This window comes from Candidatus Comchoanobacter bicostacola, assembly GCF_024172705.1.
Taxonomy (GTDB): Bacteria; Pseudomonadota; Gammaproteobacteria; order Comchoanobacterales; family Comchoanobacteraceae; genus Comchoanobacter; species Comchoanobacter bicostacola.
Genome location: NZ_CP092900.1, coordinates 518,640 through 544,522, shown reverse-complemented (window position 1 = coordinate 544,522; position 25,883 = coordinate 518,640). Strand labels below are relative to the sequence as shown.

The 25,883-nt window shown below is 37.6% G+C and carries 23 protein-coding genes and 2 tRNA genes; 24 read left to right on the top strand and 1 reads right to left on the bottom strand.

Annotated elements, in window-relative coordinates; genetic code table 11:
• Positions 1–2 precede the first annotated feature (2 nt).
• The 10 genes from pheS to MMH89_RS02560 all read left to right on the top strand — a co-directional run bounded on the left by pheS (position 3) and on the right by MMH89_RS02560 (position 11,752).
• Positions 3–998 (top strand): phenylalanine--tRNA ligase subunit alpha, encoded by a 996-nt coding sequence (pheS, locus tag MMH89_RS02605; protein ID WP_258567897.1) that lies wholly within the window; start codon positions 3–5, stop codon positions 996–998.
• Positions 995–3,310 (top strand): phenylalanine--tRNA ligase subunit beta, encoded by a 2,316-nt coding sequence (pheT, locus tag MMH89_RS02600; RefSeq protein WP_258567896.1) that lies wholly within the window; start codon positions 995–997, stop codon positions 3,308–3,310. The genes pheS and pheT overlap by 4 nt, the downstream gene beginning before the upstream one ends.
• Before the next feature lie 276 nt (positions 3,311–3,586).
• The gene (locus MMH89_RS02595) at positions 3,587–4,432 is read left to right on the top strand and encodes a leucine-rich repeat protein (RefSeq protein WP_258567895.1); all 846 of its coding nucleotides are present in this window, start codon (positions 3,587–3,589) and stop codon (positions 4,430–4,432) included.
• A gap of 201 nt (positions 4,433–4,633) precedes the next feature.
• Positions 4,634–6,844 carry a leucine-rich repeat domain-containing protein gene (locus MMH89_RS02590; RefSeq protein ID WP_258567894.1) on the top strand — a complete coding sequence of 737 codons (2,211 nt, stop codon included), beginning with the start codon at positions 4,634–4,636 and terminating at the stop codon, positions 6,842–6,844.
• Positions 6,845–7,145: 301 nt separating this feature from the next.
• Positions 7,146–8,417 carry a leucine-rich repeat domain-containing protein gene (locus MMH89_RS02585; protein WP_258567893.1) on the top strand — a complete coding sequence of 424 codons (1,272 nt, stop codon included), beginning with the start codon at positions 7,146–7,148 and terminating at the stop codon, positions 8,415–8,417.
• 344 nt (positions 8,418–8,761) lie between these two features.
• Positions 8,762–9,160 carry an integration host factor subunit alpha gene (locus MMH89_RS02580; RefSeq protein WP_258567892.1) on the top strand — a complete coding sequence of 133 codons (399 nt, stop codon included), beginning with the start codon at positions 8,762–8,764 and terminating at the stop codon, positions 9,158–9,160.
• 1 nt (position 9,161) lies between these two features.
• Positions 9,162–9,467 carry a MerR family transcriptional regulator gene (locus MMH89_RS02575; RefSeq protein WP_258567891.1) on the top strand — a complete coding sequence of 102 codons (306 nt, stop codon included), beginning with the start codon at positions 9,162–9,164 and terminating at the stop codon, positions 9,465–9,467.
• A 4-nt stretch (positions 9,468–9,471) separates the two neighbouring features.
• Positions 9,472–9,545: transfer RNA gene (locus MMH89_RS02570), tRNA-Pro, on the top strand.
• Positions 9,546–9,575: 30 nt separating this feature from the next.
• Positions 9,576–10,481 (top strand): N-acetylmuramoyl-L-alanine amidase family protein, encoded by a 906-nt coding sequence (locus MMH89_RS02565; RefSeq protein WP_258567890.1) that lies wholly within the window; start codon positions 9,576–9,578, stop codon positions 10,479–10,481.
• A 143-nt stretch (positions 10,482–10,624) separates the two neighbouring features.
• Positions 10,625–11,752, top strand: coding sequence for a hypothetical protein (locus MMH89_RS02560; protein WP_258567889.1), 1,128 nt, complete (start codon positions 10,625–10,627; stop codon positions 11,750–11,752).
• A gap of 371 nt (positions 11,753–12,123) precedes the next feature.
• On the opposite strand, the gene MMH89_RS02555 is transcribed toward MMH89_RS02560, so the two are convergent.
• On the bottom strand, positions 12,124–14,085 hold the full coding sequence (locus tag MMH89_RS02555) for a hypothetical protein (RefSeq protein ID WP_258567888.1): 1,962 nt from the start codon (positions 14,083–14,085) through the stop codon (positions 12,124–12,126).
• A 157-nt stretch (positions 14,086–14,242) separates the two neighbouring features.
• Here MMH89_RS02555 and MMH89_RS02550 point away from each other — a divergent pair, with 157 nt between their 5' ends.
• The 14 genes from MMH89_RS02550 (at position 14,243) to MMH89_RS02485 (ending at position 25,867) form a co-directional block, all read left to right on the top strand.
• Positions 14,243–17,260 carry an ankyrin repeat domain-containing protein gene (locus MMH89_RS02550; RefSeq protein ID WP_258567887.1) on the top strand — a complete coding sequence of 1,006 codons (3,018 nt, stop codon included), beginning with the start codon at positions 14,243–14,245 and terminating at the stop codon, positions 17,258–17,260.
• A gap of 203 nt (positions 17,261–17,463) precedes the next feature.
• Positions 17,464–20,034: an alanine--tRNA ligase gene (alaS, locus tag MMH89_RS02545; protein ID WP_258567886.1), complete on the top strand. Its 2,571-nt coding sequence runs from the start codon at positions 17,464–17,466 to the stop codon at positions 20,032–20,034.
• Positions 20,021–20,713, top strand: a complete 693-nt coding sequence (locus tag MMH89_RS02540) for an amino acid kinase family protein (protein WP_258567885.1) — start codon at positions 20,021–20,023, stop codon at positions 20,711–20,713. Before alaS ends, MMH89_RS02540 begins: the two co-directional genes overlap by 14 nt.
• Positions 20,682–21,335: a 4-hydroxy-tetrahydrodipicolinate reductase gene (locus MMH89_RS02535; protein WP_258567884.1), complete on the top strand. Its 654-nt coding sequence runs from the start codon at positions 20,682–20,684 to the stop codon at positions 21,333–21,335. Before MMH89_RS02540 ends, MMH89_RS02535 begins: the two co-directional genes overlap by 32 nt.
• Before the next feature lie 2 nt (positions 21,336–21,337).
• Positions 21,338–22,258 carry a glycoside hydrolase family 3 N-terminal domain-containing protein gene (locus MMH89_RS02530; protein WP_258567883.1) on the top strand — a complete coding sequence of 307 codons (921 nt, stop codon included), beginning with the start codon at positions 21,338–21,340 and terminating at the stop codon, positions 22,256–22,258.
• 213 nt (positions 22,259–22,471) lie between these two features.
• A complete protein-coding gene (csrA, locus tag MMH89_RS02525) occupies positions 22,472–22,696 on the top strand; it encodes a carbon storage regulator CsrA (RefSeq protein ID WP_258567882.1) in 225 nt (74 codons plus the stop codon).
• Positions 22,697–22,743: 47 nt separating this feature from the next.
• Positions 22,744–22,830, top strand: a tRNA-Ser gene (locus MMH89_RS02520).
• Between the two features lie 41 nt (positions 22,831–22,871).
• Positions 22,872–23,081 carry a hypothetical protein gene (locus MMH89_RS02515; RefSeq protein ID WP_258567881.1) on the top strand — a complete coding sequence of 70 codons (210 nt, stop codon included), beginning with the start codon at positions 22,872–22,874 and terminating at the stop codon, positions 23,079–23,081.
• Between the two features lie 142 nt (positions 23,082–23,223).
• Positions 23,224–23,643: a rhodanese-like domain-containing protein gene (locus tag MMH89_RS02510; protein ID WP_258567880.1), complete on the top strand. Its 420-nt coding sequence runs from the start codon at positions 23,224–23,226 to the stop codon at positions 23,641–23,643.
• Between the two features lie 3 nt (positions 23,644–23,646).
• Positions 23,647–23,901 (top strand): glutaredoxin domain-containing protein, encoded by a 255-nt coding sequence (locus MMH89_RS02505; protein WP_258567879.1) that lies wholly within the window; start codon positions 23,647–23,649, stop codon positions 23,899–23,901.
• A 77-nt stretch (positions 23,902–23,978) separates the two neighbouring features.
• Positions 23,979–24,413 carry a protein-export chaperone SecB gene (locus tag MMH89_RS02500; protein WP_258567878.1) on the top strand — a complete coding sequence of 145 codons (435 nt, stop codon included), beginning with the start codon at positions 23,979–23,981 and terminating at the stop codon, positions 24,411–24,413.
• Positions 24,414–24,485: 72 nt separating this feature from the next.
• Positions 24,486–24,650 carry a hypothetical protein gene (locus MMH89_RS02495; RefSeq protein WP_258567877.1) on the top strand — a complete coding sequence of 55 codons (165 nt, stop codon included), beginning with the start codon at positions 24,486–24,488 and terminating at the stop codon, positions 24,648–24,650.
• A 69-nt stretch (positions 24,651–24,719) separates the two neighbouring features.
• Complete coding sequence (locus tag MMH89_RS02490; RefSeq protein WP_258567876.1) at positions 24,720–24,968, top strand: hypothetical protein; 249 nt, start codon at positions 24,720–24,722, stop codon at positions 24,966–24,968.
• A 182-nt stretch (positions 24,969–25,150) separates the two neighbouring features.
• Positions 25,151–25,867 (top strand): hypothetical protein, encoded by a 717-nt coding sequence (locus tag MMH89_RS02485; RefSeq protein WP_258567875.1) that lies wholly within the window; start codon positions 25,151–25,153, stop codon positions 25,865–25,867.
• The last annotated feature ends 16 nt before the right edge of the window (positions 25,868–25,883 follow it).

The following is a 25,883-nucleotide window of genomic DNA, read 5'->3' as shown; positions in this document are numbered from 1 at the left end:
GTATGAACAATTTATTGCAGTTGTGTCAGGAAGAAGTGGATGCCCTGCACACCGCAGGTAACTTAACGCCACATACTATTGATCAGGTAAAATCTAAGTATTTAGGTAAGCAGAGTGAGTTAAGTAAGCAATATCAAGGTATGCGCGACTTGGCTCCTGATCAGAGAAAAGATGCAGGTAAGCAATTAAATATTGTTCGCCAGGGCTTAGAGTCAATTATTAAGGAAGCTTATATTTTAGCTGAGCAGACGGAAATTAATGCTGAGCTTGCACAAGCGCTTGATGTAACTGCAAAAGGAAGGCCGCTACCAGAGGGCTCGTTACACCCGCTTACACATGCTTATAATGAAATCAATAAAATCTTCACTCAAATGGGTTTTTCTGTTGTTACTGGACCAGAAGTAGAGGATGCTTATCACAACTTTTATGCATTAAATTTCCCAGAAAATCATCCTGCAATTACAATGCATGATACCTTCCACCTTACTGAGGAAGATCGGTTATTAAGAACACATACTTCTACCGTTCAAGTGCATGCGATGAAAAAGCTTCAGGCGCCATTTAGGATTGCAACTCCAGGTAGGGTTTACCGCTGTGATCATGATGCGACGCATTCTCCTATGTTTAATCAGGTAGAATGTATGGTTGTTAGTGAGAATTGTTCATTTGCGAATGTAAAATGGCTGTTGCTTAAGTTCTGTGAGACTTACCTTGGAAAAGAATTAGCTTATCGTTTCCGCCCATCCTTTTTCCCATTTACTGAGCCATCTGCTGAGCTTGATATTAAATGGGGTGATCAATGGATGGAGCTTGCAGGATGTGGAATGGTTCACCCTAATGTGCTAAAAGAGGCAGGCATTGATCATAATAAATATCGTGGTTTTGCTTTTGGAGTTGGAATTGATCGTTTGGCCATGCTGAAATATAACATTTCAGATCTTCGTGTGCTTTATGAAAACCATGTTGAGTTCTTAAAACAGTTTAATGCATCACTATGATTATTCCAGCAAGTTGGCTAAATAGCCGTTTATCTTTATCGTTAACAGCTTCTGAGATTGCAGATAGACTGAGTGCTACAGGTTTTGAGTCAGAGCTTATTCAAGACCCGCTTAAAATAGATAAGGGTTTAGTTGTCGGGAAAATCGTTAGCGTAGAAAAGCATCCGAGTGCTGATAAATTAAATGTGTGTCAAGTTGATGTGGGTACTGAGGTAATACAGATTGTTTGTGGCTGCTCCACTGTGAGTGATGCAAAGTATGTGGTGGTTGCGCCAGTAGGGAGCAAGCTACCTGGCTGTGCAATTGAGGAAGTTTCATTAAGAAATGTTAAGTCTAGTGGTATGATCTGCTCACTGTCTGAGATTGGTTTTGAGGTTGCTAGTAAGGGCATTTATCATATACCTGAGTCTGAAGATGTAGTTGCTGGCCAGTCAGTTGGCGAGCTAATGGGAACATCTGATCTGATTGATGTTGATATTACCCCTAACCGAGGTGATTGCATTGGTCTTGAGGGGGTGGTAAGAGATTTTGCAGCAAGTCAGGATATTGCTTACAAAGCCCCGACTTATCAGTCGAGAGAGACGACTTCAGATAAACTATTAGATACATTAGATGGGCAAACTACGGGTGCTGAGTTTGCGCATATGTCAATTGAGCAGGGGGTTATTTTACCGCTGGATATTTATAATTTACTTAGACAGTGTAAAGTTAGCAGTATTCACCCAGTTGTCGATATTTTGAATTATGTCATGTTGGTCACAGGTCAGCCTATGCATGCTTATGATGCAGACACACTAACATTGCCCCTGCATATTAATTATGTCAAAAAGGCACAATCAATACAGTTACTCGATGAGTCTGAGTATGATATTAAACCCTATGATTTAGTGGTTTGTGATGCACATCAAGCACATGCGCTTGCAGGTGTTATGGGTGGGGACGAATCTAAAATCACCAGTGATACGAAAAATGTTTTGATTGAATCAGCATCCTTTTCACCAAAGGGGATTGCAAAGACACTCAGAAACTGTGCTATTAACACAGACTCTTCTTATCGATTTGAGCGGGGTGTCGATCCGCAGCTTGCTGAGCAAGCAATGGTTATGGCTGTAACGCTACTGGAGCGCTTAGTTGGTGCGAAGATGATGGCTTACCAGTCTAAGTCAACAGCAACACCGAAAAAGACAGTAAGTTTAAATGTCGAGAAGGTAAGTAGTTATTTAGGTATTACATTAACTGAGCCAGAGATTGTAAATTATATGCATAGACTTGGCTTTGACTCAGCAGCTAAAGATGCATTAACATTTTTAGTGCCCAGCTACCGTTTTGACGTGAGCTCTGACGTTGATTTAATAGAAGAGGTGGCCCGGTTATATGGGTATAACAACATTCCATTGATGCCCTTTGACTGTGAATTAGCGGTTCCGGAGATTCAAAACAGTCTTGAAACAAGCATTAAATTAGCGCTTGCTGCTTATGGTTTAAATGAAGTAGTGTCATTCCCATTTGTCAGCAGTGAAGCACTCAATTATTTCTCAGATAGTCAGAGTACGGTTAAGTTAAGCAACCCTATTAATGCGAATGCGCCTTATATGCGGAGTCATATTTGGCAAAGTATGATTCAGGTACTACAGTATAATCATGCGAGACAACAAAGTGATCTTCGTATTTTTGAGTCGGGTCATGTATATCTTAAGGATTCAGATGGTAACTTATATGAACAGCTTGTTATAGGCGGTGCATTATCAGGTCGCCAGAGTAAGCAGTTTTTAAATGCAGAGCGTGAGTATAATTACTATGATGGGCAAGCACTAGTAGTATCACTCCTTAAAAACCTAGGGTACGAACAGGTTGTGTTTAAGCCGGTGAGCATACCAGGGCTCCATTATGTTCAGGCTGCATCCATTATGATTGGAGATATCTGTGTGGGTTCGGTAGGACGTATGCACCCACAGTTAGTCCGCAATTTGGGTTTAGGTTTAACAATAGTATTTGATATCAATATTGATGTGTTACCTGAGTTGCCTAGCCCTAAAGTTCAAATGCCTTCTAAGTATCCATCAGTTCATAGGGATATAACCGTTTCATGTGCATCAGGCTTAGCGGTGTATGAGATTATTGAATTTTGTAATCAGCAAGGGATCGAGAACTTAGTGAGTGTGTCTCATGTAGATACTTTTGAGACAGAATCAGGCGCAAATATTACATTAGCACTTCAGTTTCAATCTTATGATAAGACATGTTCAGATAAAAAAGTTGCTCAAGAAACTGAGCGTTTAATAAACCTACTTGGCAAACAGTTTGCTAAGTAGTGCCTAGCCTAATTATTTAGGCTGGATATCGATGCTTGGGGTGGGCGTATTATTATCTTTAAGACGCTATATCATTTATCCTGTTAAATGATCTGAATTGCTAAGATATGTAATTATTGAACAGGAGTATTAGAGTGATATATAATAAATGAAAATAGTGTGCTTTGGCTCGTCAAGGCTTTTTGAATGATAAGTGAGAATCATAATATGATAACAGATATGTCACTTGATGTATTTTTAGAACTAGACGGATAGATATTAGCGTATGTAGGTAGTGTGACAAGTATTGGGGGTGATTCTTTTTCGTGGTGCACAGCTTTAACCTCAGTTGTGATTCCAGATAGTGTGACGAGTATTGGTAGGGGTTCATTTTGGGAGTGCACAAAATTAGATTGTGTATATGTGAATGACGCCAGTATCACACGGATTGCAGGTTTGTATGCTTTTAAAGATATCTTACCTGCATCATTTGGCAGGTTTTGTGATACGGGACTAACGATTAAAGATATGTCTGGTGATGCGCTAATAATACCTAAAGATACTGGTATCTTCAATAATTATAGAATCAGGGTTGAGAGAATAAAACCTGGTGACGACGATAGTCAGGAGGCTTTGTTCCGTGTCATGTCCAAGGTATCTAGTGAATTACCTGCAGTGATTAAGTTATCAGAAGATAGCAATTTTTTATTGGCACAGAGGTCTTTTGATGGCCTTTATCATTTGCTCAAAAAAGCTTCTGAGAAGGATGTAGCTAAATCTGAGGGTGTTGGAATAATCACAATCAATAGTAAGCACTATTCCCCTGTTAAACTATTGGATGATAAAGCTACGGATCTAATTTATTTATATTATGATACTAGCGAAATCGGACCAATTTGTATTAATTTAGAATATTTTCAGAAGTGTATAGTTGGAAAAGCAATATCGACGGTAGGAACTGGAGTTTCAAACCTATGGCGCCATATCATAGGAACAAAGTCTAGCGGAGCAGGAGGGGGTGCTGCTGCTCCTAAGAGGGCACCGAGTGACAAAGTGAAACCTGCTGCTGATGAAATAGCGTTTAAGCCGGAAGAGCCTGATGCTGCACCAGAAGATAAGACAGGTGTTCCACGAGGGCCGTAGGTTATACTTTATCGCATGAATATATGCCTGCAGTCTTTGTGTACTTACGTATGTAAAATAAGTGCCCAATAAAATCATATTAGTTGAAAAAAGGGGTAAAATATATTGTAATACATATAGATAATTCTTTTCGGTGTGAAGCCCTGGAATGAATAATTATATGCTAAAAACAATAAAGTTAATTAACAGCGAGTGAAATAAATGAGAGTAGAAACGGACCAGTATGGTAATGAGTATAGTATATATGATAATAGTTTAGTAAACTTTAAGATGGCTGCCGATCGTTCGTATGCACTGATACCAGAGGGTGTGACGCGTATTGCTGATAAAGTATTTAAGGGTTGTGTAGGATTAACCTTAGTTGTGATTCCAAAAGGTGTAGAAGCTATTGGTGAGTCTGCATTTGCACGCTGCACAGCCTTAACCTCAGTAGTAATTCCAGATAGTGTGATAAGTATTGGTCGTAGTGCGTTTAGTGGTTGCACAGGTTTAACCCATATTTTTATTCCAGATAGAGTGATAAGCATTGGTTTTAGTGTGTTTAGTGGTTGCACAGGTTTAACCTCAGTTGTGATTCCAGATGGGGTGACGAGTATTGGTGGCTGGGCATTTGAGAACTGCATAGGTTTAACCTCAGTAGTGATTCCAGAGGGTGTGACGAGTATTGGTGATGATGCATTTGAGGGCTGCACAGCCTTAACATCTGTTACTATCCCAGATAGTGTGACGAGTATTGGTCGTTGGGTATTTAAGTATTGCTCAGGCTTAACATCTATTATTATTCCAGATAGTGTGACACGTATTGGTGCTGGGGCATTTGAGAGCTGTACAGGTTTAACCTCAGTTGTGATGCCAGATAGTGTGACGAGTATTGGTAATAGTGTATTTTCTGGCTGTACAGGTTTAACCGAAGCTGTGATTCCAGATGGTGTGACGAGTATTGGTGACTCCGCTTTCGCGGGCTGCACAGGCTTAACTTCAATTGAGATTCCAGATAGAGTGATAAGCATTGGTTTTAGTGTGTTTAGTGGTTGCACAGGTTTAACCTCAGTTGTGATTCCCGATGGGGTGACAAGTATTGGTAAGTATGCATTTTTTCAGTGCAGTAGTTTAACCTCAGTTGAGATTCCAGATAGAGTGATAAGCATTGGTTTTAGTGTGTTTAGTGGTTGCACAGGTTTAACCTCAGTTGTGATTCCCGATGGGGTGACAAGTATTGGTAAGTATGCATTTTTTCAGTGCAGTAGTTTAACCTCAGTTGAGATTCCAGATCGTGTGACAAGTATTGGTGAGTCTGCATTTTTTCAGTGCAGTAGTTTAACCTCAGTTGAGATTCCAGATAGTGTGACGCGTATTGGTTCGGGTGCATTTAAGTGGTGCACAGGTTTAACGATTGTGTCGCTTCCAGAGAGTGTGCAAAGAGTTGGCAATCTTGTTGAGGCATTTTCAGGGTGTTTGGATATAAGCAATATAATGATGCCAACCGGTGAGATGCGTGCTAGTTTCTTAACAGAACATCCGGCCTTTGCGGGTGCTGTTTTAACGGGGGATGAATACAAACAATGCCTAGGATCTCATAAAATGAGGCTATACAATGAATTATTATTTAATGAATATTGGCCGAAAGAAAGTGATGGTGAGACGGAGCGAAAAATGTTTAAGGATTTGGACATTGGTAAACAATGTAGAAAGGTCATCCATTACTACTTAAAGAGTAAGGGCGTTATAGAGCCAATTATTTTAGGTAATGATATTGAGGTTGTTAAGGCTGTGATGACCTGCCTGAATTATCGCAGCAGAGGTGTTAGCGATAGAGCACTGTATGATCAGCTAGATAAAGTGCTATCGTTAGGTCAAATGAATAAAGCTGTCGCACAAATATGTGATGATGCAGCTCTGGCGTTGTATCGAAAAACAAAAACGCAAGATTCTGATGCGTTGATGGTAAGTGATGATACGCGATTAAATATGATTGCTTATCTGAGTACTGTTGACTTAAGCATGCCCCACTATGAATTTTTTCAGGGGGGGGTGTCCTTGTGGGTTAATAACTCTGTGGACTGGGCAGATTGTTTAGAAGCGTTGCAAAAAGTTTTAGATAGTGGGTCTGATGACGAAAAGCGCGAGATACAAAAGTTATTCCATGATGTTGCACGTGTTCAATATGATCATGATGTACATGAAAGCTTAAGATTGGCAGCATTTCGTGGTAAGAGGGTCCCCGAGACTATAAAGAGAATGGCTAATGAAGCAGTGTGTTCGGAGGTTGATGTGTGGTATGATGCAGAAGAGGAACATGAAGTAACGGAAGAGCATCCAGCGCACGGGTTCTTTGCTAGTGGGGCGGCAAGACCTGATGCTGATGCAATAGCGTCTGAGGGCACGCCACAAGGTGCTCCACGAGGGCCGTAGGCTTCTATATTCTATCTTATGATTATTAAGTCCCATCGTGCTCTATGGTAAAATAAGAGCGTTAACAAGGTCACTATTGATGATCTTAAATATATGTTTAAATATGTTACTAAGACTATTTGAAAGTAGATATTCTTGATAAATATAAAATATGGGCTACAAACAAATTAACTTAATTAAAAGCGAGTGAAATAAATGAGAGTAAGGGTGTTACTCCAGGATCACCTAAGTAGAGGTTGTCAATATTTGATTAAAATATATGTTTATGGTATAGTAGTTTTATTATAAACAATTAAAAATAATGTTAAATTTTGAAATTATAAAAAATACTCTTAAGTCTGTAACTTTACATGAAGATCAAGATAGCCTCGTTATTCCAGACAAGGTTACTAAGATTAGATCGAAGGCATTCACAAAATGCAGCCGCTTAAAAATGGTGACAATTCCAGGTAGTGTAGAAGTCATACCTCCTCGAGTATTTGAGGGTTTTGATAGTTTGGAGCGTGTTGTAATGAAAGCAGGCACAAAACGTATAGAATCAAGGGCATTTTACGATTGTAAAAACTTAAAAGAGGTTGTTTTTGCTAGTACTTTAAATGAAATAGATACAGAAGCCTTTATGTGCTGCTACAGCATATCAGCTATTGATATTCCTTATGGTTTAAAAAGTATTGCTGATGGGGTGTTTAGCAGATGTAGATTGTTAGAAACAGTAGCACTTCCTGGTAGTGTTCATAGTATTGGAAACTCTGTATTTTCATGCTGCCCATCGTTAACCTCAGTTGTGATTCCAGATAGTGTCACCAGTATTGGTGATTATGCATTTATGGGCTGCACAGGTCTACCTTCCATTGAGGTTCCAGATAGTGTGACGCGCATTGGTCAGGGTGTATTTAATGGGTGCACAGGTTTAACAACTATTCTTATACCTGATAGTGTAACAAGCATTGGTGATAACGCATTTATGTTTTGTCAAGGCTTAACATCTGCTACTATTCCTGATGGCGTTACGTGTATTGGTAGTTATGCATTTAATTGCTGCCTTGGCTTAACCTCAGTTACATTACCAGATAGTGTAACAAGTATTGGTGAGCATGCATTCGCGTACTGCAATATTAGTGATGTGACAACAAAGACTAATTTGGCTTCAGAGGCCTGTTATCCAACAGATGAACCCTTGATAGATACTTTGAAATCAAAAGTAGCCACTATGCGGGGCTTAATTATACAATCTTGTTTAGATATGGAAGGTATCAGTGAACATCTGTTAGTTATTCGTCCAATTCTGCGGGAAATTCCTTCGTCAATTACAAATACATTGGGTATTGGAATAGCTATTAGGAAAAGCGTTTATACATTTTTACTATGTATGGAAAGATGGGGCAGAGTATGGCGTGCTACTGCGTTTGATGATGAGAATAGTGAAGAGATTGGACCAATGCAAGGAAGTGATCTAGTATTTTGTGTATATAATTTTACAGAGTTAGGTGAGTGTACCTACTCCCTTTCTGCTGGTAATAGTCTAAATTGTATAGGCACTAAGAGCCTGGGCAGGCATGGGATTGAGTTTTAATTTTTTATTATGATACATTCTCTTAGAAATGTTATTATCTCTGGTTATTTTAGTAACTAAAGTGATCCTAGATGTATAGCATTTATTAGTTTTTACACTAATGGTGAGAAGTGCTCATAAAATAGACATGTTTATTATTTAATTGAGGTGTTTATATAGTAATAGATAATGCTGATAGAATCTGGATTAGATTAAGTTATAATTAATTTTAAAGTATAAGTAGTGAAGTGGTGAAAAAGATTAAGCATTATAATGACCTGAATGATAAAAACTCAATAAAAAACTTGATAATTTTATTCTATTTTGCTATAAAATTGTAATTATTAAGAATTTTGAGGTGTGTAATGAGTGCAACGAAAAAATCAGATTTATCTAATTCAAGCTTGAAAGAAATTGATGTTCAAAATGATTTGGAGTCAGAGCTTAAAGCTAAGACATTGACACGTGCTATTTTAACAGAAAAGCTATCTGCCCAGATGGGTATGACCCGGATGGAAAGCGAACGCTTTATTGATAATTTACTTAATCTAATGACCAGTTCATTAGCAAGAGGGGAAGAAGTTAAAATCTCTAGCTTTGGTAATTTTAAGTTAATTGATAAAGAAGAGCGCCCAGGTCGAAATCCAAAGACCTTAGAGGAGTGCTTGGTAGATGCACGTAGAGTAGTAACGTTTAAAGCAGGGAACAAGCTTAAGAGTATGATACAGGAAGTACTGTCAGAGAGAGAAGCTGAGGAATCCTAAAGTGAAATTACCCAAGAAAAGGTATTACTCAATTGGTGAGGTCTGTAAGTATTGTCGTGTAGAGCCCTATACTTTACGATACTGGGAAAGTCGTATTGCTGATTTAGAGCCAGTACGATTAAGTTCCAATCGACGTCATTACACATTGAAGATGATTGATACAATCCTTTGCCTAAGAGAATTAATTATAGAAAAAAAGTTTACCATTGATGGTGCTGCTAGTGCAATGAAATTAAAGGTTGGTAAAGAGTCATCAGTAGACTCTTTGTTGAATCGAATTACGAGCATAATCGAAGAAGATAGCTGATTTACGGGGCGTAGCGCAGCTTGGTAGCGCACTTGCATGGGGCGCAAGAGGTCGCTGGTTCAAATCCAGTCGTCCCGATTTTTGTATTCTCAAAGGATGGAGAAGTTTTTGACTAAAAGTTTTTTTTGTACTTTTTTCCTATTATTTCATTTAGTGTGCGCAACTGACACGTATACGCTATCATCAGATGAATCATTAGTCATCGATGAGACAGACTTTGGTTATCATTTACGCGCTAGTTCAAGTCTTAGCCTTGCTGAAATTCCTGCTTATGCTGAGAATAGCTCAATATTAGATACGAATGAGTCATCGATACTGTTGTCTGTCAATAAAGGAAGCTTTATTCGCACAAAGCGACTAGATGCTAAGCATGTTGAAATTACTGTGCATGATGAGTCTGAAAAAAGTGATTATTTTACAGTATTATTAGACGCGGGACATGGTGGGCATGATCCCGGTGCATTATCTCAATCTGGGATGTTTGAAAAAGATGTCACTCTAGACTTTGTGAAGTTGATTTCAGAATCATTACTTAAGCATAGAGGCGTTAATTTAATGTATACGCGGATTAATGATACGACATTGAGTAAATATGATAGGTTAAAGATAATTTTAGATGCGCAACCAGATTTAGTGATTTCAGTGCACGCGGATGCATCCACTTCTAATCTGCCAAGTGGTTTTGGGGTTTTTGTGTTGGATCAGAATAAGTCTGCCTCTATGCGTTCAATCAAGTTATTAGAACCTTTTGATGGGGTTCCTAATTATACAGATAGCACTGGTTATGCTAATGCGATCATTAAGCAGCTAAAGAATAAAGTGAAGCTACATGCTGATGTAGCAAAAACAGCACCTTTAGTGGTACTAAGAGCGCCAGGAATCCCATCAATGTTACTAGAGCTAGGCTTTTTATCTAATGCGGATGAAGCTAAATTGTTAGCAAATAAAAGTTATCTAAAAACACTAAGTATTGAGGTCGCGCATGCGATTATGCAAAAGCACTGGGCAGCATAACAAGGGATTTTATTATAGATAACTACAATTTGTCTATTCATATATAACTACTACTTTGGATCGTTATTTTTTATTTGAGTTTTTGTTGTTTATCGATACAATATGACTGTTCTTATATTTAAATTTTCTACAGGGGTAGGCATTTGAACCGTTATAAAGTAACACAATATTTATGTTTGATAAGTTGTATCTCGGCGGCCACATGGTGGTGGTTTTTTCCGGGTAATGACTTAAATTCTGAAGCAGTTGTTTCAGGTATTCTATCATTATTACAAACGGCAATAGTGCCTAATGCATTTTTTAGTTTATTGACCGCAATCATTACCTTGTCTAAAGATAATTTGAGGTTAGCAGTAGGCGGCTTTTTAAAAGCAGTTGGGATACTATGGGGGGTAGTGATCGCTACCTTATTTTTATTATGGTTGTTAATTTCAAATTCAGGTGTTACAAGCACTACATTACCAACCTTTAACCATCAGAATATGGGCGTGACTATTTTAATCCCTCTGGTTATGCTGTGTTCTATAATATTGGGTTTTATCATAGTAAAAAATCAGCGGTTACACCGGTTTATTGAGCCGATTCAGTCGATACAGAATCAGGTTGCAATACTGTTTGATTACATTTTTTATTTGATCCCAGTATTGGTTTTCTTTGTAATTATAAAGTTTTTGATGGTTGCTGATTTTAATCATTCGATCATGGCTATTAATTATTTCTTGTTAGCTGTTTCATTTGTACTACTCATTAATATTGTTATGTTACCTCTGTTATTTAGATATGTACTGTGGGTTCCTTTATCAGAGTATGGGACGTTAGTTGCTCCAGCTGTCTTTATGACTTTTCTAGCAGGGGATAGTATTGCAGCTATTCCTATGATTGCGCATGCAGCTGCTAATAAGAGTGACCCTGAAGACCTTAAATTATCTAAAATCATTACTTTGGTTGTTATTTGTTTTCCTTGGGTGGGTGAGCTTGCAAACCTAGCTTTTCCTATTTACTCGGCTACTATTGAAGGGTACGGGGTTAGCACGATTGCATCTATATTATCCGTTGGTCCCTTCTTTATGTTTACGGATCCATATCTATCAATCCCAGCTCTATTGAGTGCTTTCAATTTTCCTGAAATTTATAAAGTGACTTATTTAACGTTAGCACTATTAACGGACCATATGTTTGAGGTATCAGAGGCGATAGCTGTTTTATTTGTGGTTGTTAAGATTAAACAGTCATCTGCTACCTTTTCCAGTAAAAGGAGCCCTGCTCGGTGAGGCGGTAGAGGCTCTTTTTGAAGGGGGTGCGAACGGTTTCTTTTTATCCTGCTTTGTCACTTGCATTAGATAATCCCCATATAGCTCAGGGCTTTGAAGATTGATGTTACTAGGAAATTATTTGTTGAGATTGATATTTTTTGAAACATCTGTTAAACAGAGATATTTTGGAGCTATAACACCTGCAATTGCTGGCGACCCTTGATTTTTTCTAGGTAAGAAAATATTAATTTAGTAAACGCTAAGGATGAGAGTGTATTACACTTCAGTATAGAAAAGGCTGGTAACTCTGTTTTGCGCTGCTTATAGCGTGAAGTTAAATTCTGCTGTCTCAAAAGAGTATATAGGATTGATTTTATTCTCTATATTTGCTATTTAGGTTGGAAATGATCTGGTTTTGGAGGGAGAGAAGGAGGACTGCCATCTTTAGTTGTTTTGTTATATTTAGCCTTACTCTGTTCCAGAGCAGCCATGGCTGGTTGTTTTAAATTATCTTTCATTATACGAATGTCTTCCGGACTTAAAGGTGAAGATTCAGCCCTGCAAATCTTCTCTATTAGATCTTTTTTAATACGATTTGCAGCCACATGGTTAGCAGTGGTTGTTATTCCTTTGTGTGTTAGGATGATTTTGAGTGATTTGAGGAGATCATCTGGGGAGGCGTGCTGTAATTTTTGTAAAAAGATAAAATCAGTTGGACCTTTGCCATGACTTCCGAGTAAACCCATGATTTCTACTCTTGTCTGAGTATTTTTAGTATTGTCATCAGGATCGAGTATAGTTTTAAATAGATCTATCCCAAGGTTAACCCCCTTCTCAAGGCAAAACTCTAAATCTCTATTTGTCAGTATTGAATAACTTTTTTTAAAGTGTTTTCGCTTCTCTTCAAATGATAATTCAGGTTGATCAGATGCAATAAGGAACTTAATTAAAAGGTCTCGGTGCTTTGTAGGTTCTAAAAGATGTAGCTTTGCTAATGATGGCCGTGGGTGCGGTGTCGATAATACTTGATTAAGTTCTACATAGTCACTTTCCTTAGGCTTATCTATTAATTTAATTGCATCTATTATAAAACCTGCTATAGAGTCTTTATTTTCAGGTTTGCTATGGAGCCACATTTTCTGTAAAATAGTGCGCGGGTTTTCTGAAATCTCGAGTGCTGTTATTAATCTTAGTCGAAATTCTAGGTTAGATTTTCGGTTACTTGCTAAGGTATTGACCTTATTATAAAATAGTTGTTCTTGCGTTGGAAGTAATGTTGTTTCTAGTAGTCTCATCAACTCAACATAATCGACCCCATCTGTTAGTGAGGCCATATACTTTTTTAAGAGTGTTGCTTTCAACTTAGCTAGTTGTCCTTCAAATGAAATTGTTTTTTTAGAGAAAGCGTTTAATTTCACAGTAGAATTTACTATATCTTCGCCATATCTTTTAAGACTGCTCGTGATTCCCATTAATTCAGCACTGTTCGTTATATCGACTACTTCTACGTTATCTCGATTTGAATCGTACCAATATAACCTGTTATCTATTTTATAAATGCCAGTTGCGTGCACACATGAAACACTTAAGGTACACATTGTTTTCTCTGGGATACACTTAAGTAGATCTACTATGTGACTATGAATATTAGGGACTGCAATTTTTTTGTGGTAGTGGGCTTGGTTTGTACTATTAAAAAACTCTTGAGCCAGATACAGTTGTCTTTTTGGTTTATCTATATCCTTTCTACCAAAATGATACTCTAGTGTCATGTCTTGAGTGTTTAAGATATGTTCTAAACCGCCGCGTTGTCCAGTGCTTCTCAACATTAATTCAATTTGTTGATCTATCCATTTCTGGATATTTTCACTTTCATTAAATTTTTCTTTTAGATTAAATTTTTCTTCTAACTTTTCTGAAAGATTCTTTTCTACCCAGGCTTCTTGATCCATTATATTCTCAAATGGAAAGGAATTAGGATTAGATCTTTTTTTCGCTCTTTGTTCCACATGGCCTTCCACTAGATCTTCCGCTGGGTCTTTCATCAGTTTGTTAAATGATTCTGTCGCTTTTTGTATTGATTTTGCCCCTTCACTTTTTTTGACGTTGGCATGCATATCAACTTGCTGCAACCATAACGTTGATAACCCATGACAAACTCCTGATTGTATTCTCTTAATCGTATCACTCAATAGTGGTTTAACGATTATTTCTATTTTGCGAGTCTTTTGATTATATTTGAAACTGCGCGTTAACATAGGATGTGCAAGTATTCTGTCACAAACATTATCATGCGCAATAACTTCCATTTTTGCGGCCTTATCTTTTTTTAGATCTTTTGGTGTAAGCATATTACTCTCTTTTATTTAATTGCTTTTTTTATAACACTAAACTCATCTTTGTCAGATAAAACATCACACCGGGCTCTTATTATAATAATGGAAATAAATTTCTGATATTTATGGGTTTTTAGTTACAAAGGATAACAGTAGAAAAAGTAAAAGAATAATGATAAGAAATGACTATTTAAAAAGGCGCTTAGATACATATTGTGCTGCACTAAATGAGCACATGAATATTAAAAAAGGTATATTTAGACGAGAAGAGCTATTTGATGAGTTAAATCATCTTGAGGATGGTGATATTTGTCAGATTTTAACCCTAAACCATTCAATGCTTGTTATTAAACAAGGCGCGGATTATGCTTTTTATGATCCTAATGATGTTAATCCTAACTTAAACGTAGGTACGTTAGAACTAAAGAGTATTGTTGATCAGATTTTTTCATACAATACTTCAACGTTAATTAATGAAGGTTCTAGTGGTGCTCTCAAATCAAAAGCGCCACTTTGGTTAGCTACCTTATCTAGCTCCATAATTACTCATCCACCAGAATCTGAAGGTTTAGAGTCAAGTTTGAGTGTGGCGATTCCTCAAAAGGACTATTTTTATTTTTTGGCTGCTTTTATAAATGTAGGAAAGCCTCATTTGGAACAGGTGAGCTCAGAGGGTGTATGCTATGGATTAAGCCTTGCTTTAAGAGAGTTAATTGTTCAATATGGGTCTGTTACTAAAGCCAGCAATGTATTCTATGTACAGCTACAAATATTGGCAGATCTACAGAAGAAGTCTGTTGCAGAAGGGGTTGTTAATACATTCAATAGAGGTGGGCCACAGGTGTTGCCAGATGATAAGTTTCATGAAGTTAAAGGCTTGTTTTCTGCTAATGTCATTGCGTTAATTGAATTATTTCAAGGAAGTCAAAATTACACTTTTAATACTTCTAGTCAGGTTAGAAGGCGGGTGGGATCTGGTGATATTTACTCAACTTTTCCACCCTGCGCTTTACCGTTATCTATTGCATACCCTACCGCAGATATACGCCATAGAGGCGTAATGAGTACCCAGTCTGCATATGAATTATATCATTGGCAAGGGCTGAGTTTTTTAGAGCAGCTAGCAGTTGTTCAAAGAATGTATGCTGAGACTCAAGTTAGAGGACATGAATTGATTGTAGATAAAGATATAATTAGAGCTATAGCTCGAAGAGGTACTAAGCATGAGTGGCTCTTTGTAGCTAAACGAATCTATTCAGATGTGCCGTTGTTAATGGAATGTATAAATCAACTACCTGCTATAGCTGCTATGATTCCTAAAGAGAATCATTCTAACCGAGAAATTATAACGGGGTTAAACAGACTGCCAGAAGCCGTATTTCAATTGGTTCAGTCTGTAGCCGTTGACTTACTAGCTGCTATCCAGAAAGAAGGATTTATAATAAAGCATGGTGATACGTTAATGCACCTTGCAGCAGTAAGTATTAGGGCTGATATTCTACCAATACTTGCATCCATGGGTGAGGCGACTGATTCAGTCAACATGTTTGATGAAACACCTTTGTTAAAAGCTATAAAGTATGGAAAAGACACCGGAGTTATCTCATGGTTTCTCCGTCATGAAGTGGATAGTTATGCCTCAGAAACAAACTTAAGTAAATTAGCATTCATGGCGGTTACTTATCAAAACGGTTATTCACTTAATGCTTTATTTGATTCAGGCTTAAATCCAGACTTAGTATGCAGCTCAGGACAATCATTGCTCATGCATGCAGTCAAGCAAGGAGATATAGCATGCTTAGATGCTTTGCTTACACATAAGGCTTCTACATTAGCAGTAAAAGGTAAAAAGACTCCCTTGGAATTAGCTCTTGAGTATAATCATTACAAAGTAGCTGCTCATTTAATTGACAAGGGGGCTGACTGTATCGTAAATGGGAAGGAGGCATTGTTAGATGTATTAATTGCTTCATCAAATCTGCTCAAGGTGAAGATGCTGATTCACGCATTATCTTCTAAAGGATTGGTGGATGTAACATTTAAATCCAATGCAATGTCACAAGCAGTGATATGTGATATAATTGTAGGTGCTGAAATAAGGCGGTCTGATGGAAAACTATATCCATTATTTGAAAGAGCAATTAAAGAAAAAAATTACCCGATAGTTAAAAAAATTATTGAGTATCCGAATATCGGTTTTGATCCCTTACAAAAGTTAATGAAGATTTTATCAAAGTATGAAGACGAATACGCAATGAAGCTGCTTTTACCTATTTTATCGGTAGTAAAAAATAGTAGTGGTGAAACATCATTAATGTTGGCTGTAGCAACAAGCGATGTAGCATATATTCAAATGCTGCTAGAAGCGGGTGCTGATATAAATAGTGTAGACAGTATGGGCCATACTGCACTTATGTTTGCTGTAAAATATAACTATGATGATGTACTCAAGTTGCTTATAGATAAAGGAGCAGATCTATTTGTGGCTTCTAAAGAGGGTGATACAGTTGTATCACTAGTTTTAAAATATAAGAGTGGTGCTTGTTTGAGGTCTTTGATAAGTAATATGAAGGTGCCTATGATGTTAGAAATGGTGGAAAAAGAACCTGAGAATGTGTTAAGAGACCTCGTTGATCAAATTTATCAATATAAAGGATATAAAGAGTTAGCGATGGTGTTTTCTAAGGTCTGTGACAGTGGTGAAATAATGGCGGACTATTTACTATCAGAATACGCGGGCGAGTCAAAAGCTATAGCTATTATTTGTGTTTCATATGCGTCTAGAACTAATAATGAGTTTCTGTTGCATAAATTTTTCAGTAGTGATCATGTAGCTGAGTTACAACCTGAGGATATTATCTTTTTAATGTTTTATTCAGTTAAACTAGGCTCATTTACACTACTCAAGTACTTGCTTGATTTATCACAGTTTGAGCAGAGTATGTTAGCTGAGATTAATAGTAATGGAAACACAGTTATTAAAATGACAGCCCTAAGCTCAGAGCCAGCTCACAAGAAGATGCATGCTTTATTAATGAGTGGGTCTAAAGGTCGTAAGCCACTAGCAATAGTACAAGAAAAAGAGGTAAGTATTTTTTCTAATTCTCAGATGTATAAAAAAAAACTATCAAAAGCAGAGGAAGGTAAGTTAAAGATAGATAAAGGCCCGATGGGAAGCAAAGATAAATGATATACCTTTAAAATACACTTTCTATGATACTTTTCTTTTAAGTAAGAGCTCCTCATAATTAGTTGTATGATAGTCTGAAATAATCATCAAACCGTAAAAAATGCTAAGTACGGGCTCATTACCTAGGATTTTCAAAAAAATCTAGTGATACTGTATTAAATCATATAGATTATATACACGTTAATGATAGGTTTAAATGTATTGTGAAAAGCCAAGAGATTAGAAGTCAGTTTTTGAAATTTTTTTCGGACAAGGGTTATACTCAAAAACACTCATACTCATTAGTTCCTGCTAATGATCCAACACTTTTATTTACTAATGCAGGAATGGTTCCATTCAAGGGTGCATTTTTAGGGACTGAGGTGAATGACTTCACAAAAGCGTGCACTGCACAAAAATGTGTTCGTGCAGGCGGAAAACACAATGATTTAGAACAAGTAGGCTTTACCGCAAGGCATCACACTTTTTTCGAGATGCTAGGTAACTTTGTGTTTAAAGATGCAAGTAAAGAAGCGGCTATTCAAGAGGCTTGGGGGTTACTGACAGCGATTTATAAGATTCCTGCAGATCGCCTGATTGTGACTGTTTATTATGATGATAAAGAGGCTAGATCTATTTGGGAGAATGTGATTGGGCTCGCGTCAGATCGAGTTATTGACTGCGGGGAAAAAGATAATTTCTGGTCAATGGGCGACGTTGGCCCGTGTGGACCTTGTACTGAAATATTCTATGACCATGGGCCAGAGGTGCCTGGAGGTATGCCTGGAACACCAGACGAGGACGGAGATCGATACGTTGAAATTTGGAATTTAGTTTTCATGCAATATGAAATGAAAGCTGATGGTAGCCGAGTTAATTTACCCAGCCTAGGACTGGATACCGGGATGGGATTAGAGCGTTTGTGCGCAGTATTACAAGATGTCCATAATAATTTTGAGACTGATTTGTTTATGCCTATAATCAGCACACTAGAAAATAAAGGCGTTGATTTAACGACGTCTAGAGTCATTGCAGATCATATCAGATCATGTGTCTTTCTCATTGCTGATGGTGTTTATCCAAGTAATGAAGGTAGGGGGTATGTACTAAGAAGAATCATGCGACGTGCAATAGGCTTTGCATATAATGCAGGTGTAAAAAACCAATTTTTTGCTGAACTATCTGATGTTGTCTATGATATTTATGCAACTTCATACCCTGATTTGAATGAAAAAAGAGATGTTATTTACAAGGTTATAGCAGATGAAGAGGGTCGTTTCGCAACTACGATCAAGCAAGGCATGGCTCTGTTAGAGCAGTTGCTTAGTGATTCTAAGAAAATAATCTCTGGATTAGATGCATTCAAGCTTTATGATACCTATGGTTTTCCATTAGATATGACAAAGAAAATTGCATTAGCGCGTGGTTTTTCGGTTGATAAAGAAGCGTATAAAGTCCATATGCAAGAGCAAAAGGAGCGGTCTAAATCCAATGCGCAGTTTTCAGCTCATATCGGCGGCCTAGATATAGACTTAGAAACAAAATTTTTGGGTTATCAACGTGAGGAGAATGATGCACAAATATTGAAGCTTTATATAGATAGTGAGCCTGTAAAGCAGTTAAAATCTGATGATAAGGCCATTATTTTTGTTAATGAAAGCTCCTTTTATCCTGAGGGAGGCGGTCAAGTAGGAGACCAGGGTGTTATACAAGGTCCTTATGGTCAGTTTATTGTGCAAGATACACAAAAGTTTAATCAGGCCATTGGTCATATTGGCTATGTAGCTTCAGGTACGCTTAGCCCTGGTGAGGATGTAGCGCTCCGTATCGATCACGCACGAAAAGAAACAGCAAAAAATCATACGGCTACGCATTTATTACATGCAGCACTACGATCTATTTTGGGTAAGCATGTGTTACAAAAAGGGTCCTTGGTAGCGCCAGAACGCTTACGGTTTGATTTTGCACATCCCTCACCAATGACTCGGGATGAAATAGCGAAGGTTGAGCAGATTGTAAACCAACAGATTCAGCAAAATATTCCACAAACAGAGCAGTGGATGTCTCTAGAAGATGCAAAGAAGCAAGGGGTTATGGCCTTGTTTGATGAAAAGTATGCAGACACAGTGCGTGTGATGCAGTTTGGGTCAATTTCTACAGAACTATGTGGTGGGCTCCATGTTTCGGCAACGGGATCAATTGGTTTGTTTGTTATTATTCAGGAAACTGGAATTGCCTCAGGCATTAGGCGAATTGAAGCATTGAGTGGCCAGGCTGCCTATCATTGGATGCAGTCAATGCGCTCAGAGCGCTCAAAGCTTAATGGGTTGTTTAAAGCGAACTCTGATACGCTCGTTAATAAGGCACAGCAGACAATACAAGACTTGAAGAAAGTCAGGAAGCAAGAAAGCAAGCTTTTGCAGAAAGTGTATACGCTTGAGTCAGCTAGTTGGCTACAAAGGGCGCACCCACTCAAGCATGGTCAAGCAATTATACAAGTGTTAGATGGTCTAGATATTACAACACTACGCTCCATATCTGGTGCGTTAAAGTCTAAGGCTAATCAAACCGTTTTAATTTTACTCAGTAAAAATCAGGGGCAGACTCAAGTTTTCATGAGCTCCTTTAATACTGAGTATAGCTGCGCTAAAATTTTTAATCAGTTAATTGATCAGTTTGGTGGGAAGGGTGGTGGCAAGCCAAAACAGGCTCAAGGTGTTCTCAATATAAGTGTAGAACCATCTATTGAGGAGGATATTATTTCATGGATAGAAACAAGCCATGGGCAAGGTTAAAAAGTACGGTGGAAGCTCACTGATAACAGCTGATCAAGTTTCTTGTATTGCAAGCAATATCGAGGCTGGCGATGTAGTTGTGCTCTCTGCACCTTATGGACGAACGGATGAGCTATATCAACGTTTTAGGCACTTTAGTAGCTCAGAGGCTCGTAACCGCGCATTAGCAGTAGGTGAGCTTGAGTCCTGTTATGCCATGCAGCTGGCGTTAGCAGAGCGCTCTGTAAAATCTGAGATTATGAGCTTTGATAATATGGGGCTCGTAGCAAATCAACTACATGGTGGTTGTGTTGTAAAAGCTCAGCCAGATAAAATTAAAGAGAATGTCGCAAATGGTATTGTATCTATTGTGCCTGGATTTCAAGCAAAGACAGAAACCAACCAATTAGCTATTCTTTCAAGAGGGGGGTCTGATGAGACGGCTGTGCACTTAGCTATTGCACTACAGCTAGCATGTTATATTTATTCAGATGTAACCCATATTTATGATTCGGATATGAATAACTTAGAATGTATTACCTATCAGTCTCTCCTCCAGCTATTAGATGGGCAGCGCCCCATGAATAAAAGGGCTGTAGAAGTTGCTCAGCAGTATAATCATCCGATTTATTTTGGGCATTGGCGGCAGTCAGAACCAGGAACTTATATTGGGCCAAAAGCGCATGCTGCCTTATCATAAAATATTGGTTAGTGGTGCTAGAGGGAGGTTGGGGTCTGTTATATGCACAAGACTGAGTGCCGATTACCAGATTATTGAGCATGTTAGAGGGCTGGATTTATCTACTGTGATTGCATTACATCAGCCTGATTTAATTATTGATGTAACTTCTCATATTAACATCCTAGCGCATATTGCTATCTATCAGAGACATGCAATACCTGTTATCATCGGTACAAGTGGTATTAGCCCGGTTGATGCACGTCTTGTGTGTGAGGCTACTCCGTTCCCGTTGTTAATTGTTCCTAATTTCTCAATGGGATTTAAAACGCTGATACAACAAGCTGTTATTCTTAGCAGCCAATATAAAGTGTCTAAAATAATAGAGACGCACCATAATCAGAAAAAAGATAGTCCTTCAGGAAGCAGTTTGTTTCTAGCTGATAGGCTCGACACGACTATTGAATCAATAAGAGTGCCTAGATATATTGCTAAACATGAGATTCAGTTTTGCATGGAGGGCTCATTAATAACTATTTCACATGAAGTAACAGACAAAAGCAGTTTTATCCCAGGAATATTACACGCTATTGAATATATTAGCTCAAAGCCTAGTGCCCAGATATATTACCCAGGGAGTTAAAAATGATATGGCTGATTACATGTATGATAAAACAAATAGTAAGTTATGTGCATCCTCCTATTAAACCTTGGATTATAATGGATATTAAAGGTTTGGAGCTTTCTACCCAAGAACGATGGATGTTAAAGCATCCTTGGGTTGCCGGTGTGGTGCTGAACCGTACATTGCACTATGGAGCTGTTGATGTTACCAGTAGAGCTTATTATGAGTATCATCAATTAAAATCACTCACAGAGGAAATAAAAAGCATTAACCCTAATTTGATACTCATGATCGATCATGAGGGGGGCGATATTATCCGTTTTAAATCAACAATAACTCAGCCAATTATGAAGTATCATCCAAATTTATCACTTGCTTATAATCGGGGGTGTGAAGTAGGGCGTTGTTTACGCGATTTATCAATTGATATACTTTTAGGACCAGTCGTTGATGAGGGTGTCGAGGGGCATGCAATTGCTCGTCGAGCAATTAGTGCTGATATAAGTGAGATTACAACAGCAGCTTCTGAGTTTATAAGAGGGGTGCATAGCTCTGGTATATTAACCGTACTAAAGCATTTTCCAGGCATTGGTTATGCTGAAGCGGATACGCATCAGTCAGCTGCGTATGATCATAGAGATAAAGATGCAGTGCTTGCTTCGGCTTCTCCATTTTTTAAATTATTAAATAAACCTTGCTGGGTCATGACAAGCCATGTTATATATTCATGCGTAGATACACTTCCGGTTAGCTTGTCTGCGAAATGGATTGATCTTCTTAGACTAGAAAGTGTACAGCCTGTAACAATTATAACGGATGATCTGTCTATGAGAGCAATTAAAGGTTCATTGAGTGATACTCTGATAAGTGCGCATAGTGCTGGTAATGACTATGTAATATGTATGCACCAACAAGACCCGCTCTCTAACTTTTTAAAATAGTCTTCGTGGTTATAACGATTACTTGTTTGTAAGATTTAAGCCTGATAGCCAGAGATTGAAATAGATTTATAGGTCATTAATAAGCATAATTTAGTTATGCAGAACATTTGTTTATTAAGTATTGACAAAAAAAATATGACATTTTATATTACAGTGCTATAATAACTAACGAATTACTTAAAAATGCAGTAATTAGGAAGAAAGGAGAAAAATATGTTAATTTTAACAAGAAGAGTAGGCGAAGCATTAAAAATCGGTGATGAGGTTACCATTACTGTACTAAGTGTAAGAGGGCACCAGGTACGCATAGGTATTGATGCACCAAAAGATGTTAGTGTTCATCGCGAAGAAATTTATAATAAGATTAATAATCCAGATGCTGATGAAGGCAAAGATATCGATCATAATGCTGAATCATTTGATGCACTAGACGATTAATCAGATACTTGCGCATACAATAAATCAATGATAGTATGTTGCTGACTGGAGAGGTGGCCGAGTGGCTGAAGGCGCTCCCCTGCTAAGGGAGTATGGGCTAATGCTCATCGAGGGTTCGAATCCCTCTCTCTCCGGGAATTAGAATAATTATTAAAGAACAAAAAAGGTAAAATCAATGAGTAAAAGTAATAATAGAAAAAAATCCAGAGGAATGTTTAACCGTGCTACACGCTTAGCGTTTAAAAACTATTATACTGAACCCACTGCACAGGAGAAGCTTGCAGCAGCAGAACTAATTAGATTAAGTGTAAGTCCTCAAGTAATTGCGATTCGGTCGTCTTCAAAATCAGCCCAGGTATTTTCAGGTAAAGAAAACTCAATTTAAGCGTGGATCTTTAAATCCGTTTAGTGGATAGTATTTACTATATGAATGATTGATCCTTTGCATGGATGTATATGAAAGCTTGGCTTTAATTCTTTTTTTTAACATGATAAGATCTAGTAAGTAATACGTAAAAGAGACTGCTATGGATTTATTGTCATTATGGCCAATTGTATTGCCAATAGTAATAATAGTGGCAATGCATATGTATGAAATGACAGAAACAGAAGTCGGTAATATCTACCCTAATGACCTATCAAGTTTGATGAGCAGCAGTAGACGTATTCAAATCTTTTCTTTTCAAAGCAAAGGGTCTTATGAAACGTGTCGATTAAAGGGTGCCATCCATATTGATATTATGGAGACAGATCCTGATGCGTTTTACATGATGCTTAAAAAGAAAAAATATCCAGTATTGTGTTACTGTGATGATGGCCAACAATCTAAACGATATTTTCAACATATTCAGCGTAATCATAAGTCTTTTTGGCTTGTAGGAGGGCTAGATGAGGCTTATGATCAGGTAACTAAATATTGTGTACATAAACCCGTAGAAACTGAGTAACTTATGTCTGTTAAAATTGTATTATATAGTAAAAGTCATTGCCCATACTGTGTGTATGCTGCTAATTTGCTGAATGACCTAAATCTATCTTTTGAGGAAGTTAAGCTAAAAAATGATTATGAGGCCATTCAAGCACTGGTTGAGCGCACAGGAATGCGCACGCTGCCTCAGATATTCATTAATGATCAACTCATTGGAGGGTATGATGACCTTAAGGGGCTCCATGATTCTGGTGAATTAAGTAAAATGGTATCTTAGAGGGTAGAAACTATTGATTTGTCCAAGCGTGGGCGCTATTATTAAGATATAAGTTTTTAATCAATTAGGAGACAGTAATGGCTGCAGAGGCAAAAAAAGAATTTGTAATTGAAAGTATTTGGTCAACCAGCGTCAAATTTGATGCAATAACACCTGTACATAAGCTTATGGACGAGTGGCAACCTGCTGCTAATTTAGATTTAGATGTTCAAACAGAAAAGCATGGCGATAAGCATGTTGTGAAATTAATCATTTCTGTAAACGTTAAAATCAAAAATAACGAAGTTTTCAACCTAGAATCAACACATACAGCAGTATTTAATATTAATGGCTATGAAGGCGATGAGCTAAATCAAATCTTAAATAGCTTCTGCCCAGGAATTATATACCCGTATGCACGTGAGAAGGTATCATCTATTGTTTCAAATGCAGGATATCCTCCATTACATCTTTCTCCAGTAGACTTTGATGCACGTTATAGAGCTTTAAGTGAGACCAGCAAGGCATCATAGTTTAGTTTGTTGCAATAAATAGGGGAGGGGCTTTAACAGGTTATAGTTAAATTTAGATAGGGATTTCTAAATATGGTTTTTGATTTACTATTTATATTTTTTGGGTTGGCTAACTCTATTACCCAGCTTGATAAATACCACCCCACCTTAGAATATGCAGATGACATTAAATTTCCTGTTAGTACTCATTCATTTGAAACTGAATCTGTATGGCTAGGTGCTGTTGTTGAGCAGTAGCTATCTGATTCTTACTATGGATACCTTGAGGTAAGCTATGATGTAGGTCAAGGTGGTGTTAAAAATATATTGAGTAATTATAACGACCCTTTAAGCGCTACATCATCCGATATTGAAATTGTAGATAAAGGCAGTTTTTCTTTAGGATCAGGGGTAAGCACATCTGGTTATAGGTTAGGACCCATTATTAGTTTTAAAAACTACACGCTTAGGTATCGATTCTATGAAGTACCTATGATAAGTGATGCTTTAGACTCTAGTTTATTTTATGGTTTAAAGCTGTCATATCATTCAGCACTGAGTAATAAACTTTCTTGAGGCTTCTCTGGATGTAGGCTATATGGTCCTGATACGCTTGCAAGTGGTTTAAAGGCTCAAACTATGACGAATAGTAGTAATGCTGCTGAGTATACGACTACAGCATATAAGGAGTTTAATAAGACTCAGTTTAATACCATTCAGTTGCAAATATTCTTTCAATATCAAATTTGAGGCTGCATATGAAAATTAAATCTCTTCACCTATTCTTGTTCCTCTTGCCTTCAGTTTCTTTGTCATACAATACGCCACTAGGGGTAGCCCAGTTCTCCATTAATGGAGCACTAGAGCAAGATATCAATGCTCTTAGCTCTGTCAATGTAGGCAACCATGCTACTTCTTCATTACTGTATTCATCACCAGTAATAGGTGCCCAGTTTAAATTGCTAGACTTCAATTATTCTGCAGGGATAGAGTGGCGTTTTCCAGAGCCTGAGAAAGTTATCTCGCGGTATTTAGATATTCATCAACTTAATGCTAAATCTTCAGAGACTAGTCATGCGATTAATCCGGATTATACCGCCTGGTTAAATAAGAATTGGGGCAATATAGCTATAGGGTTTGCATGGCGGGCTACGCCATTAGATACTCGGCTTAAAATGACCAGCGTTTTATTTAACCCTAATACGATTCATTACAAAACAAAATCTCAATTCATGTTTGGGCCTCAAATGATCGCTCATTTAGATTATACGCCTCATATTAGCTTTTATTTTTTGGTCAGATCTCTATACTTACTAGATAAAATTACGGATCATAAAAATTCTGACGCAAATCTAGCATCTTCCTATCTGCCGCTAAACTTATTAATACAGGGTATAAACTTAGCAGACCTAATAGGACCAAGTATTAATATTTCTGCATTAAGTCTGCAATATGGTGTTATAATTCATGTTTAGAGAATTTAAGTATCTG